Here is a 14,419-nt window from a genome sequence, read left to right as displayed (position 1 = left end):
TAAGGTTTTGGTAATCAAAAAAAGGTAACTATTTAGGTGTGGGTTCCTGCGGCAGCGTAGCTGCGAAGGAACGACTCGCCCCGCCAAGCGTTGAGCAACTCTTCATAGGCAGACAAGCCGTGCTTTTTTGCCGTGCTGCAAAAGCTTTTGATCCTTGCATAGTGCCGCGCACCCTGTAGGGTACGGAAGCAGCCACTGACTTTTAGCTTCGTTTTTAACGGGCGGATATCACGTTCGGCCAGGTTATTAGTGAAGGGCACTTCGTGCTCCCGCGTGAACCTCAGTACTTCTTCTTCGTATCGTTCCAGCCTTTCGAGCAGGTTCCTCCCTTTTGTTTTCTTCGCCCGGCCTTTTGGGCGGAGTTCGGGCGGCGGCTCTTCACGGCTGGCTTCTTTTAAGATTTGCCGGTAGCGGGACAGGACCGTTTTATATTTTTTAGCCGGCAGCACTGAGCTCCCGCCACTGCTAAATTCGTAAGCGTACATTAACAAACTGTGCATCTTGTCAGCCCACTGGCGCTCATGGTTTTCAGCTAGGCCTCTAAGCTCGCGCAGCAAGTGCGCCCCACAAAGCGCATGGCGGGCGTTTTCCAAGCCAAAATAGCTTGCCCAGCAGTCGTGCACCAGTGTGCCTGTATAGTTTTGAGCTATGCTTTCGTCGCTGTGCAGCGCCTGTGCGCCTCTTTTCTCATGCACAAACAGATAAGTAAACAGGCCACAGACAAAATTATGTGCCCAGTGCAGTTTGCCTGCCACCCGGGCACCGCTTTCGTCAGCATGCGCTACGGGGCTGGACAATGCCTGCTCTTTGATAACCGCCTCATCATCGGCCAGCTTCCCGTACATGCGCTGTACGGAAGTGGATACTGTATTCTCATTAAGCTCATACCCTGTCAGGCTGGCAAAGAGCTCCCCTATGCGCCCTACGGGCATGCTTTGCTCCACATTCAGCAGGCTGACTAAGGCATGTACCCTGTCGCCGTATTGTACGGGGGCTGGCACGCCGGACGGGAAGCTGCCTGTATGCTGCTCGCCACAGCAAGGGCAATGTTTGACCTCCAGGCGGTGCTCTTCTATTTGCAAAAGCTTCGGGGGGAGGTCAAAAACCTGGCGGCGCTCTAAGCTTATGCTTGGCACAGTGCTTTCCAGGTTCTGGCCGCAGCTGCATTTTTGCTCAGCTACCGGGTGGACAACAAGGCGGTCTGCTGCAGACGGGGCGACCATCTCAAGCGTCTTCCCCTTATGCCCAGACTGGCCTCCCTTCTTGCCGCCTTTCTTGCGCGGGAAAGCAGGGGCCTTCTTCAGCCCATCGCTGCTCGGAGGCCGCGACGAAGTCCGGCTGTTGGCTTTCAGCTGTGCTTCCAGCTCTGCAATACGAGCCAGCGCTGCTTCCAGCAGTGATTCCAGCTTTGCTATTTGCTCAGCTTGTTGCGCTATGATCTCGTCCTTGTTCACCTGTGCTAGTTCGCTATTTTTTCGCTATTTTGCAAATTGACCTAAATAGTTACAAAAAAAGTAAGCTGCCGGGAACGATCAAAGCCGCAGAGGATAGTTCGAACAGCGCCAGCCTCCAGCCACACGGGCTTTTTGCTTTGCATTCCTGCGCCATACGCTTACTTCTGTTTCAAAGGATGCCCAATTCCGGATGTTCAGCCGGCCCTCTGATTTTCGCTCGAAGATAGCTAAACTCTGAGGTATTTCGGAAGCAAGGGAGAAGTGGAAAACAATTCTGAATAAAAAACCACACAAATACTTGCATTAAAAACCTTTTGTTTTTAAAATTGTGGCAACTAAACAAAATGTACGATGGTAAAAATACGGTCCTACGAAGATTTCCAAACGGTTCCTGTTGTGGATATGGATGAGATGACGCCCTATCTGCAAGTGGAGGCCAGTGATGGCAAAAGCTTTCCACTCCCGGGCGAGGAGTACAACTTCATCCGGCTGGATTTGAGCCTGGCCCTCATTCGGCACCCGGCACATACCTTCTTTCTGCGGGTCAGCCAGGAAACGCTGGGCAGTGAAGGCTTTCTGCCCGGACATATTGCTATTGTTGACCGGCAGGCCACACCCCGCCACCGGGATATCATAGCCGCTTATTTCGAAGGCAGCTTTATCGTCTGCCGCCTGCATATGCAGGAAGAACAGATCAGTATCCAAACCGATGAGGAAATCATTGCACTGGAGCCGGATATGGAATTTGCCATTTGGGGCGTAGTTAAAGATATGATTATCCCCAGATAGCCCTGACCTTATTGCCCCTGACCCTCTGAACGGGCGTCCAACTGACTGGAAGCAGACTCGGCAATATCCTGTGCAGCTTGTTCTGCCGGGGCTTCTTCAGCTTTGGGCGCTTTGTAAAGGGAAAACAATACACCGGCACCCAGAGAAATAAAAATGACTGTCAGGGATAACCATTCCGGAATATGGACCTGATGCACCAATAGCATCTTCACACCTACGTAGGCAAGTATAAACACCAGAGCATGCTGCAGGTACTTGAAGCGGTCCAGGATGGAAGCCAGCACGAAATACAGAGACCGCAGCCCTAAAATGGCAAAGATATTAGAGGTAAAGACCAGGAACGGATCAGTCGTGATCGCGAAAATAGCCGGAATACTATCGAAGGCAAACATGATATCGGTGGTTTCCACCACCATAAGCGCAACGAACAATGGCGTCGCCGCTGTAATATGCTTGCGCTTGACAAAAAACTGCTCTCCGTCGAACTCTTTGGTAACGGGTATGAGGCGGCTTACATACTTGATCACCGGATTTTGGTGTGGATGGACCGCCTCACTGGAGGACCACATTTTATAGGCAGAGTACAACAAAAACACGCCAAATACATAAGTCAGCCAGGCAAATTTCTGAATCAGTACCACGCCCAGAAAAATCATAATCCCGCGGAAAACCAACGCTCCGAGTATACCCCAAAACAACACCCGGTGCTGATACTTTTGCGGGATACTGAAGTAGGTAAAGATCATCGCAATGACAAATATATTGTCCATGCTCAGCGATTGCTCAACCAGATAACCCGTCAGGTATTTAAGCACCGCATCTTTTGCAGTAAGCGCTTCCGGATTGGCGACCCAGCCATTGCCATAGGCGTAGTATATAAATACACTGAACAGCAGAGACAGGCTTACCCACAACGTTGTCCACCCCAGCGCCTCACGCGTGGTAATAGCATGAGGGTTACGGTTGAAGACGCCCAGGTCAAGGGCCAGAAGAAAAAATACGAGGGTAATAAACCCGATCCAGATGAACATGTAGTTGCTTTTTGGCAGGATTGTCCGCTGCCTTGTTTGCGCTTTGTGCCGTGGTGCTGCTGTTAGATTCAGTAATGCGGCTTTGTAACCACCGCTTTCCATCTATAAATGCGCGGAAAAGAAGGTTTGTTGATTTCATGCCCCTGCAAACGGCCAGTATACCGAAGCTCCCGGCAGTTCTTTACAATTTGGCTACGACCAGACAAGCCCGGATACACACGGCTATCTGATAGTCTTATTTTCTACTTGGTCAGGAATCACATTCAGGACATAGGTAAGATCTGAAATATAAAGTTGCAGCCGATTGCACAGCTACAGGAGCGGGCACTATAGCCAGAGGGCCAAACATTAAGGTCAGGGATAGTAGGAATGCTTTCATAAAAACGTAGATTTTGGCAAGGTGAAACCATGGACAATGCCCAAGGTAGCACCATAGCTACTCCTACTCTACCAGAAAACAAAAGCTATGTTCCCTACTATCCCTAAAAATGCCAACTTAAATCAGACTGGATCGATCATAGGCAAATCCGTCACCTTCGCTTCTTTGGGCCCTACACTCAGCCAACCGATAAATCCACCGGAGGCCTTGGCTACGTGGCCCGCAAGGCTCAACAGCCCCTCATAAAAATGCCGGGCCTGCCGCTTATCAATCTTTTTGAGTACTGCATTAACATTGGAAAGCCGGCTGACCAGCTCTTCCTGCCGGGGCTCTGTCTCCCTTGGTAAATCCTGGATCATAGCCAGCAGCCGTTCATGAAGGTCCTGATCCAGTTTTTCGTAAAACTCCATCCACTCCGGATGAAAGTCAAAAGACCGGACATGAGCTACTTTTTCACTGGCTGCCAACTCGGAATCGTCGATAATACCATCGGCACCGGCAACAAGCAGAACAACCTGAGGGACTGCATCGTACAATACTTTCTGGTCCTGAGGTGAAAGGGCATCGATACTTTTAAACATATATATCTTGTTTTAAACTTTGGTTTTTTCGTCTGATTGTGGGTTGGTGCTTTTGAAACAAAAATAGGTTTTTACGGTAAAAAAAGCAGTGGCATAAATCATCAATTCTGTTTTTTCTGCTTCTTTTATTGTTACCGCCGAAACGGGTTGAAGCTAAGCAAGCGGTTGGCCCAGCCCATCCACTTTGCAGGCTCGGGCTCGGTAGAAGCGTCCTCCTCAGCCGGGTTCCCATATAGCGTTTCAAACATTTTTCGCACATTCTGTGCCACCATTCCCCGGAAGGGGATTCTTGCCATAAGCCCGTAGAGTGCCGCATTGCCCTCTGCCTTTGCGTTGGGGTTGGCTTTTGCAAAAGCAACAGCAGAGCGGAGATCATCGATGTAAGCCTGCAACACTGGCAAATTTTGAGGCATGACGGTCACATGAATGCAATTGGGACGCTGCTGCCGGTCCACATACCAGCCCTTCTCTGCCAGCGCATCCGCCACCACAAATATATCGGGCCGGTTATTCCGGGTAGCAAAAGCGAGGATATTCATGCAGGGCGCGCCGATCCAATCCAGCTCCGGTATACTTTCAATCGCTGCTTTGAGCTGATCCACCCCCGCCATTACCTGCCCGGCAAGCTCCAGGTAGCGCTGCCGCCCGAGGCTGTTCATCGCGGCCCAGGCGGCAGCGATAGGACCGCCGGAACGTGACCCAAGAAGCGTAGCTGAGGCGTAAATGCCTCCTGCCCAGTCGGTGGTTATGAAAAACTGATGCCTGAGGTAAGCCATACTTCGGTACAACAGGACTGAGCTGCCCTTTGCTCCGTAGGCAAATTTATGTGTGTCTGCGGATATGGAGGTGACGCCAGGCAGCCGGAAGTCCCAGGGATGGACAAGTTCCGGGCGCAACTGCTCCACCCATGGCAACATGAACCCCCCTATACAGGCATCCACATGGAAGGGCAACTGATGCTCCTGTGCGACCTGAGAAATAGATGGAATCGGGTCGAGCAACCCATGCGGATAAGAGGGTGCAGAAGCTGCAAGCATTAGTGTTCCGGGGCCGATTTTCCGCCGCATGGCTTCCACATCTGCTTTTCCATCTTCTCCTACTTCCACTTTCTTTATTTGAAGCCCAAGGATGTGAGCTGCTTTCTCGAAAGCCGGGTGGATGGTAGCCGGCGCAATCACCTCAGTGCAGCCTCTTTTGGCCTTTCGCCCCCACTCCCGATAGGTGTACAGCGCCAGAAAAATGCTTTCTGTCCCGCCGGAAGTCATCGTCCCAGCAACCTGCTCGTCCCCGTGCAGCATATCAGCTGTCATAGCGACTACTTCTTTTTCCATACGCTGCAGGCTCTCAAAGGCGAAGGGGTTAATGTAGCTTTCTGAAAAAAACAGGTTGGAGGCTTGCTTTAAAAACTTATTGTGGGCTTCGTCCACCTGATAGACCATACTCCAGGTACGGCCTTCCTTCCAGCGGGCATCCCCCGACTTAAAACTTTCCATTGCTGCGAGCAGCTTTTCCGGATCCTGGCCCGTCTCAGGTATTCGCTTCTTATCAGTACTCATGGTGGCGAATATACTTTTTTCCAATTGCTTGTCCTGCATGTCAGGGCCATCTCCATTGTTCAAAGGTTAGCCCAAAGATTGTACCTTTGCATTCAGCACAGGTCAAAATCATGAAAATAGCCATACTTGCGGACCCTCTGGACAATCAACGTGGCGGTGTACATGTCTATACCCGCGAGCTTATCACAGCATTAGCCCGGCTCGACTCTGATAATGAGTACCTGCTGGTGCGTGAGAAAGCCATGCCCTCTATACCGGGCACGCAGTCTCTCGTAGTGCCCAACAACCGCTTTGGGCTGGTATTCGCCGCCTTCCGCATGTTTTTTATTGTACCGTACTTACTCCGGCGGCATCAGGTGGATATCGTAGTGGAGCCTGCTCACTTTGGCCCTTTCAATCTGCCGCGGCGTGTCCATCGGGTGACGGTCATCCATGACCTGACACCTTTGCTCTTCCCGCAGTACCACATTTGGCACAGTCAGATGCTGCAACGCCTCTTCCTCAAAGGCATACTTAGAAGGGCAAGCCTGGTCATCACCAATTCCCGGCATACGCGCAAAGATGTCCTGGAACACTTCCCGTTCCTAAAAAACAAAGTGATTGCAGCTCATCTCGGAGCCAATCCGGCACTTACCCCCCTGAGGACCCGGGCCTGGTTGGATCAGCAGGGCATTACCACCCCTTACTGGCTTACGGTCGGCACTATTGAGCCTCGAAAAAACCTCGTCAATCTCCTAATGGCCTATCAGCAGTACCGGCAAAATGGCGGCAGCGGTCAGCTCATTGTAGCCGGGCAGCGGGGATGGAAATCAGAGCCGTTCTTCGAAGCGCTGCGCCAGCACCCGTACCGGGCAGATATTCTTCTGACCGGCTTTGTGCCCGATGAAGCCCTCCCGCAATTGTACAGCCACGCCCAGGCTTTGATATATCCTTCCGAATACGAAGGTTTCGGGCTGCCTGTTCTTGAGGCTATGCGGTGCGGTTGCCCGGTGATTTGCTCCTCTGTATCCAGCCTGCCTGAAGTAGGCGGTTCGGTTGCGTACTATATCGATCATCAGGAGCCCGCATCCATAGCCCGGCAGATGCAAGCGGTAGACCAGCTGGACGATTCAGCAAGGTCAGCTCTCAAAGAACGATCCGTGGAGTGGGCAGCGCAATTCAACTGGGCAGCACATGCCAAAGCCTGCCAGGAAGCCCTCCAAAAACTTGCTGCGAAACAACCCGACTCCAGGCACGTATGACTATATTGCACATCTATTTCAAATCCGAGGTCTAAGCTGTAGCAGAAACCCCAAAATGATGCGACCAGAACAAATATGGATTGTTATTCCTGCCTATAACGAAGGCCCTGTGATTGAGCAGGTCGTAGCTAAGGTGATTGGCAGTGGCTTCCCCAATGTACTGGTTATAGATGATGGCAGCAAAGACGATACTGCTTCTCAGGCCCGGCTGGCAGGGGCACGTGTCCTCTCCCACCCCATCAACCGTGGCGCAGGGGCAGCAGCACAAACCGGCTTATCTTACGCGAGGCGTCAGGGCTGGAAATGTGTGGTACAAATTGATGCCGATGGGCAGCACCACCCTGAAGACATCCACAGGCTGGTGGAAGTACAGGCCCAAACAGAAGCTGATATCGTGCTGGGCAGCCGCTTCCTGGACCCGTCCCCTGGCATTCCGCCCACCCGTGTCCTGTACAACCGCATCTCCAATGTCCTGACGAACACCTTTTGTCAGCGCAGCTATTCGGATACTCAGACGGGCTTCAGGTTACTCAGTGCACGAGCCATACGCAATCTCCGGCTCCGGCTTGATGGCTTTGGCTACTGTAGCGAAATGATCGTGCAGGCAGAAGAAAAGGGGCTGACCATTGCCGAGGCTCCTATACAGGTCACTTACACGGACTACTCGCTGAACAAAGGGCAAGACCTGGTCATGGGCATTACCACCGCTGTGGATTTGCTTTGGAAATTGCTATTTTACCCTTCAAAAATGAAGTGACGTGAAGCTTGAAGTCTATCAGATTATCGTTCCACTAGCCTCCCTGGGGTTTGTTTTCAACCTGTTCCGGCGTTTCCTGAAATCAAAAGCCAGTTGGCAAGAGGCTGCTCTGGGTGCCTCCTTTTGGATGTCGGTCGGTATTTTTGCCCTCTTCCCCGACGCAATCTCCAAGGCCATTGCCAACTTTTTTGGGATTAAGAGCAACATCAACGCTATCATTTTTTTCTGCCTGGGACTCATTTTTTTCTTCCAGTACAAACTCTTCTTCATGCTGAAAAAAAACCAGATGGCCACCACTGAGCTGGCTCGCAAAATCACTCTTCAGCAAGCAGAAAAAGAAGACCTCCAATCGTGAAAATCCTTTTCGTACTTGAGCATTTCCATCCTTATATCGGTGGAGCGGAGAAGCTGTTTTACGAGCTGACAACAGCGTTGGTAAAGGCAGGTCACAAAGTTGCAGTCGTTACCACCCGGTTCCGCCCCGATTTGCCCGGACAGGAGGACATTCAGGGCGTATCAGTGGTGCGGGTCAACTGCCGCAACCGTTACTGGTTCAGCGTGGCAAGCCTGCCGGTGATCCGGCGTATGGCGAAAAAATACGATGTGGTACACACTACTTCCTACAATGCCGCCTTACCAGCCTGGATCGGTGCCGCCCTTAGCAAAAAACCGGTATTGATTACCTTCCACGAAGTCTGGGGAAAGCTCTGGTGGCAGCTGCCTTTTGCTAATGTGCTGCAGCGTACCCTTTTTTACTCCTGGGAGCAACTCCTGCTAAAACTGCCTTTTCGTCGCTTCATCGGGGTATCCGACTACACCCGGCAGGCGTTGCGTGCGAGCGGCATTGCTGACGAAAAAGCGCTACGGATTTACAACGGGCTGGACTATACAGCTTTTGAGGCTTATCCTCATCAGCCGCCAAAGGAATTCACCTTCACCTACTTTGGGCGCCTGGGCATGTCAAAGGGGCTGGAACTCCTGCTGCCGGCAGCGCAAACCTTGCTCAGGCAATACCCTGAAGCCAGGTTCAAGCTCATTATACCCACCTATCCTCAACCAATGTACAATTGGGTACAGGCACAATTGGACCAACTCGGGATCCGTCAGCAGACACAGTTGCTCCACGATCTGCCGCGGGCGACCCTCTATCGGGAAATCGCACATTCGTCCTGTGTTGTGATCCCCTCCTATAGCGAAGGGTTTTGCTTTGTCGCAGCAGAAGCCTCTGCTATGGGCGTCCCTATCCTTTCCTCCGGCCGAGGTGCGTTGCGCGAAGTGGTAAGCGGGCATTGGGTGCCCATGCAGGAGATGAGCACAGCGGCACTCGCCCGGGCACTGCAGCGCGCGTACGCAGGAGACTGGGAAAAACGGCCGTTCCGCCCTTTTCACTTACAGGATGCTGTACAGTCCTACATCAATCTTTACCGAGACTTAAAAAGCTGAGCGGTGTGTTTTCACCCAATCGTACAGCGCCATATCTTCTGCATTGAGGGCCTGCAACTGACGGAGCGCCTCTTCGTTGACTTCAGGTAGCGCTTTCCGGAAACGGCGGTTGTCATTGAGGCGGGGCAGTGGTGGGATGTGAGCCCAGCCCAGGCGTTTCCCCAGCCGTTCATAGTCGGCTTCAAAGGATTCCAGCAAACCAATGAAAAAATAGTCTTTTGGATGCAGCCCCTGCATAAATTTAGACATGCGGTTGCGGTTTTCCTCCAGCGTGGCGTACTCCAGCAGGGTTTCTGAAACCCGGTGGGCATTAGCCGCGGCCACCTTTGGGTTATGCTCCGGGTGCAACAGGCGATGTTTGAAAAAAGAATAATTGGAAACTACGCGGTCTACCGGGTCACGTAGCCAGGTAATGACTTTTGCATTATGCTGCAGGTGCAGATCCCGGACTTCTTCGTAGCGCAGGTGCCCATGCAGTACGTTCAGCTGTGAAGGCAGCGCCCGGGGCAGTCCTCCCTGCTCCACCGCTTCAAAGTAATCCCGCCTTCTGAAAGAGACCGATACCCGCTCCACCCCGTAAACCGTTTGCAATGCCCGGTAAAAAGAGGTACCACCCGTTTTGGGAATATGTATGGATATTAACTCGATCATGATTTCCAGTATCCCTGCTTTCGAAGCTCAAGAGCCTCACGATAAAGTTCCAGGTCTTTGGCATTGCAGGCTTCAATGATGGCCCGTTCCTCAGGGGTGATTTCCCGCTTGCGTTTGCCAGTGGCATTGTGCTGATAAGCCTCCTGAATCGTCCAGCCCATCGCGTCCGCCATATGTTGCAAATCCTCATCCATATGCTCGAGGATGCCCACAAAGCGAAAGTCCCTGAGGTGCAGCCCCTCCAGGAATTTGGACATCCGGTTTTGATTGATCTCGGTTTGCGCATATTCTATGAGACTGCGCTCCATTTTTGCCAGGATATCAACCCCTCTCCCTTCTTCGTCAATAATGTCCCGCAGGCGCTCTGACAAATAGAAATAATTGGACACCACGCGGTCCACCGGATCGCGGAGCCAGGTAATTTTGAGGATATCCGGTGACAGCTCCAGAATATTGCTAACCATTGGCCAGGAAAAATGCCCGTGCAGCACCCGCACCCGGTTGGGCAGGGTGCGACCGGTGAACGGCTGCTGTTCTACCCGGAATTTACCCCTACCGCGCAGGGGCGTATCAAAGCGCAGTACGGCTTCGGCACCATACACATCGCGCAGCATGTTCCGGAAAGAGGTTCCTGCCGACTTAGGGATATGGAAGGACAGCAACTCGAGTTGGTTGCCAATCCTGGAGTCCGGTCTGTTGATCTGATCACTCATGTATTGCTATTAGGTAGGGCTAAGCTAAAAAAAATCCTCATTCTGTACCCCCGGAGTGGCATTTGACCTGGCAAACAGCAAAATATACAAATAGTTAACATGCGTGAATTGGGCAAATCGCTGAGAATTGATTATTTTGTGGCATCTTTAGAAAAAATATGTACGCTCCCCCCGCACCGTAATTCTATTTACGACTGTTTTAGGCTACTACTTATCATAAGCGCCCCCCTGTCTTCCACCCGGAGACCTATCGATTTATTGGTAAAAAATTACTGAATCTATAAAACTATTACTACAGCATGAGACAAATTTACTTAATGCTCTTTGCGCTATGTATGTTCGGAACAACACTACAGGCACAAGTGCTCAATGAATTACTAATCAGCACCGCAGGCACTGATGTGGAATATGTGGAAATTTACGGTGAACCCGGTACACCACTACTTGGCTTGAGTATCATCGGGGTAGAATCTGATGATCAATCGGATAATGGAGCGATTGACTTCCGGTTTGACTTTGGAGCCGATGATATCATTGGCTCCAATGGGTTTTACCTCATTGGTAACGCACTTGTCAATACGGAGTATGGCGTAACCCCTAACAAGATCATCACCAATTCCCTGGAAAACAGCAGCACCACCTATGGCCTTGTGGTAACAAGCAGCCTTTCCGGTTCTTCCGTTACAGGTGGGGAGTTCTGGAGAGATGTGGTTGCGCTCACCGATGGAGATGCCGGTGACACGTTTTTCTTCGATGCCCCGGTAATCGGACCGGATGGCAATTTCTTCCCGGCAGGCGTACGCCGGGTAACGGATGGCGTAGACACAGATATGGCCAGCGACTGGGTCATCAGTGACTTTAACCTGGGCAATGACAATACGCCTACTGCTGGTACGGGTGTCGTTCCTCCTCCGCCTCCTAGCACGCCGGAAATCTACCTTGAGATGATCGCTGACCCTAATGATAATGCAAATGCCCGTTTTGTTAAAATAAAAAATGGCGGCACTAGCGGTGTTGACCTGACCGGATGGGCGCTGCGCCGCTGGACAAATGGAAATAGTGGTCCTTCCACTAATGTCGATATCAGCCTTAGCTCGATCGGAACGCTTGCAGCGGGTAGCTGTGCCTACATTGCAAAAGATGCAGATGACTTCGAGACAGCTTACGGATTTGCACCTGTTATTGACGGAGGAGCCAATGGCCCTGCCGACAGTAATGGGGATGATCAAATAGCGATTATTGATGGATCTGAAACGGTTATTGACTTTTTCGGAGTTATTGGTGAAGATGGTTCGAATACCTGCCACGAATTTGAAGATGGCGTAGCCATTCGGACAAACCCTGGTCCAAATAACGGCAGCTGGAATGAAGCCAACTGGGAAGTCTATTCGGATGTTTCCACTGCCAGCGGCTGTACTAACCATAACTCTAACCAGCCACAAAACGTAGCTGACCTCACCGTGACCGAGTGCACATCATCACCAGCAGCTCCCGAGAGCACCTGCGGCTTCACCAATGTTTCCTTCTCCAACCTGTCGTGCGGAACGGGCGAATTTGCTGAAAGCTCATTTTTTGATGTATCTGCGGTTGTATCCAATGGCTCAGGCTCTTATTCAAATATTAATCCTGAAACGAGTATCGGATATGGCACCTTCTCAGGTGCAGAAAATGGTCCTATCTCTGGATCCTTTCAGGCGAGTATCACCGACAACACGCCGGGTGAAGTAGCAAAAATCGAGCTGCTCGATCAGATGAATACTACCTGCAGGACGCCAACTTACTACTTCCGTGTACCCGAGTGCGTCTCTTGCCCAACTACCGATGACATCTTCATCAGCGAATTCCACTACGATAACGCTGGGGGCGATGTCAATGAATTCGTGGAAGTAGCCGTTTCCAGCGAATTTGAAGGCGATCTATCCGGTATCGAGGTCGTACTCTACAATGGCAGCAACAACACCTCCTACGATAGCGAAACCCTTGACAACTTCAGCGAAGGCAGTACCGCCAGCGGTATAACCTACTACTATTTCGAGTTCAGCTCCCTGCAAAACGGCAGCCCTGATGGTATCGCACTGGAGTGCAATAGTTCAATTTTCCAGCTGTTGAGCTACGAGGGCGATATGACCGTCGATGGCTTTGCCAGCACCAACGTAGGCGTTACCGAAGGCAGCGGCACACCAGAAGAAGGCTCCCTGCAACTCATTGACGGCGTATGGACCGAGACCTGCCAAAACACCAAAGGCGGCGCTAATGCGGATGTGGACTGCTGCGAAGATCCTACTTTCGAGTGCGTAGACAATGATGTACTGCTCGACTTTGGTTCTTACAACCTTTCAGAAGCGGACGTGGTCAATATCGACAATCAGGACAATCCATCTGATTGCCCCGAAATCACACTCGGCATGATCAGCCCAGCTACGCTGAGCTGTGATGACCTTGGCCAAACCGTCATGGTGACCGTCATGGTCAACACCCCGGAAGGCCCGCAGAGCTGTACTGCTAATATCACTGTGGTAGACGAATCAGGTGAACTGCCTGCACCATGGGGTGCCAGCGATGTAGGCGAAGGCGAGAATGAATTTAGCTATGAGGTGTGCAACGCCAATAATGGTGAATTTGCGATCACCAGTGGAGGCCGCAACTTCCCGCTGGAAGATGACTCAGATAACACCGGTTTCATTTCTCAGGAACTTTGCGGCAATGGATCCATCACAGTAAAGGTAGAGAGCCGTCAGGGCGGATTCCCTGGTATTGCTATCCGTGAGAGCACTGCAGCGGGTGCCAAAATGGTTAACATGCTTACCAACATCACCGGCAACATCTACTGGTCTACCCGGTACGACACGGATGCCAACCGCAGCTTTACCTCTTTCTACCGCCCATTCCCACAGTGGCTGCGTTTGGTACGTCAGGGCGACTACATCATTGGCTACAGCAGCACTAGTGGCGGCAGCTTCGCATTCGTAAATGCCGCTTATGTACCAATGGATGCCTGCGTGGAAGTCGGTATGGTGGTCTTCTCTGTCAACAATACACCTGCAAGTGCGGTATTCAGTAATGTAACGGTGCTTGGCAATACAATCCCTACACTTTCTGAGGAAGTGCAGGAAGCGATCAACGGCATCAGCCTCAAGCGCGGTGCAGAAGCACAAACCGGTAATGCGGTTACCTTTGAAGTACCGGCTCAGGAGGTACGCAATACGACCTTGTTCCCGAACCCAACCCGTGATGCACTGAACCTGCGCTTCGAGCGTGCACTAGAGGACAACACCATCGTGGTTGTCCGCAATCAGTTTGGGCAGGCGCTCCGTCAGCAGCAGGTAGGTACAGGCGCTGTACAAACTCAGCTTGATGTGGCAACGCTGCCTGCCGGCATGTACTTCCTGGAAGTACAGGGCGAAAGCGGCATTCTGGAAACGCTGCGCTTCACCAAGCAATAAATGAAAATCAATTGAATCAGAAGCATTGGCCTTCTGATTGCGCATTGAGATAATCTGGCCCCTTTGCGGATCGTCCGCAAGGGGGCTTTTTTATTTGACAACTCCCAGGACACCAAATAGCCAAACCCTGGCAAATTTTACCGTTAAGCCATATTTCTCTTTAGCTGCCAACCTTAAAATATTTGGAAAACACTAATTTATACCGGTCAAAAAATCACCTCGATTTGCAACCTCCTTAAATTCCTACCGTATACATTCACATTGCCCAAAAACAAACACAACTGCAAACTACACACTAAGTAGCGGGGCAAAAATAAGTTTTACAATGGCATTGGTAGCTTTTGCCTTGATAAGTCCCAAAACCCGCCCGATGGTTGGTTT

At 51.4% G+C, this 14,419-nt stretch carries 12 protein-coding genes; 6 read left to right on the top strand and 6 right to left on the bottom strand.

Going from position 1 to position 14,419, the window contains the following annotated elements; translation table 11 throughout:
* Positions 1-32: 32 nt before the first annotated feature.
* A complete protein-coding gene (gene tnpC, locus IX84_RS16575; RefSeq protein WP_052515688.1) occupies positions 33-1,454 on the bottom strand; it encodes an IS66 family transposase in 1,422 nt (473 codons plus the stop codon).
* Positions 1,455-1,805: 351 nt separating this feature from the next.
* Here tnpC and IX84_RS16570 point away from each other — a divergent pair, with 351 nt between their 5' ends.
* Complete coding sequence (locus IX84_RS16570) at positions 1,806-2,243, top strand: LexA family protein (RefSeq protein ID WP_052516087.1); 438 nt, start codon at positions 1,806-1,808, stop codon at positions 2,241-2,243.
* Positions 2,244-2,251: 8 nt separating this feature from the next.
* Here the strand turns inward: IX84_RS16570 and IX84_RS16565 are convergent, their stop codons facing one another.
* From IX84_RS16565 to IX84_RS16555, 3 genes are all read right to left on the bottom strand, one after another.
* The gene (locus IX84_RS16565; protein WP_081968828.1) at positions 2,252-3,274 is read right to left on the bottom strand and encodes a TerC family protein; all 1,023 of its coding nucleotides are present in this window, start codon (positions 3,272-3,274) and stop codon (positions 2,252-2,254) included.
* A gap of 501 nt (positions 3,275-3,775) precedes the next feature.
* Complete coding sequence (locus tag IX84_RS16560) at positions 3,776-4,234, bottom strand: hypothetical protein (RefSeq protein WP_044223315.1); 459 nt, start codon at positions 4,232-4,234, stop codon at positions 3,776-3,778.
* Between the two features lie 131 nt (positions 4,235-4,365).
* Entirely contained in the window at positions 4,366-5,790 is a 1,425-nt protein-coding gene (locus IX84_RS16555) for a pyridoxal phosphate-dependent decarboxylase family protein (protein WP_044223822.1), read from the bottom strand.
* Positions 5,791-5,900: 110 nt separating this feature from the next.
* On the opposite strand from IX84_RS16555, the gene IX84_RS31130 reads away from it, so the two are divergent.
* The 4 genes from IX84_RS31130 to IX84_RS16535 are packed head-to-tail and all read left to right on the top strand — an operon-like array spanning position 5,901 to position 9,231.
* A complete protein-coding gene (locus IX84_RS31130) occupies positions 5,901-7,031 on the top strand; it encodes a glycosyltransferase family 4 protein (protein ID WP_052516085.1) in 1,131 nt (376 codons plus the stop codon).
* A gap of 55 nt (positions 7,032-7,086) precedes the next feature.
* Positions 7,087-7,788, top strand: a complete 702-nt coding sequence (locus IX84_RS16545; RefSeq protein WP_160213809.1) for a glycosyltransferase family 2 protein — start codon at positions 7,087-7,089, stop codon at positions 7,786-7,788.
* A 1-nt stretch (position 7,789) separates the two neighbouring features.
* Positions 7,790-8,143 (top strand): DUF2304 domain-containing protein, encoded by a 354-nt coding sequence (locus IX84_RS16540; protein ID WP_044223312.1) that lies wholly within the window; start codon positions 7,790-7,792, stop codon positions 8,141-8,143.
* Entirely contained in the window at positions 8,140-9,231 is a 1,092-nt protein-coding gene (locus tag IX84_RS16535) for a glycosyltransferase family 4 protein (RefSeq protein WP_044223310.1), read from the top strand. Before IX84_RS16540 ends, IX84_RS16535 begins: the two co-directional genes overlap by 4 nt.
* Here IX84_RS16535 and IX84_RS16530 read toward each other — a convergent pair.
* The gene (locus IX84_RS16530; RefSeq protein WP_044223308.1) at positions 9,220-9,882 is read right to left on the bottom strand and encodes a sulfotransferase family 2 domain-containing protein; all 663 of its coding nucleotides are present in this window, start codon (positions 9,880-9,882) and stop codon (positions 9,220-9,222) included. The genes IX84_RS16535 and IX84_RS16530 overlap by 12 nt on opposite strands.
* Positions 9,879-10,595: a sulfotransferase family 2 domain-containing protein gene (locus IX84_RS16525; RefSeq protein ID WP_044223306.1), complete on the bottom strand. Its 717-nt coding sequence runs from the start codon at positions 10,593-10,595 to the stop codon at positions 9,879-9,881. Before IX84_RS16525 ends, IX84_RS16530 begins: the two co-directional genes overlap by 4 nt.
* Positions 10,596-10,894: 299 nt before the next feature.
* Here IX84_RS16525 and IX84_RS31125 point away from each other — a divergent pair, with 299 nt between their 5' ends.
* Positions 10,895-14,038: a lamin tail domain-containing protein gene (locus IX84_RS31125; protein ID WP_152605104.1), complete on the top strand. Its 3,144-nt coding sequence runs from the start codon at positions 10,895-10,897 to the stop codon at positions 14,036-14,038.
* Positions 14,039-14,419 lie beyond the last annotated feature (381 nt).

Origin of the sequence: Phaeodactylibacter xiamenensis (genome assembly GCF_000759025.1) — a bacterium.
GTDB classification, from domain to species: Bacteria; Bacteroidota; Bacteroidia; order Chitinophagales; family Saprospiraceae; genus Phaeodactylibacter; species Phaeodactylibacter xiamenensis.
The sequence above is the reverse complement of the archived record's forward strand: the minus strand, read 5'-3'. Positions and strand labels throughout refer to the sequence as shown.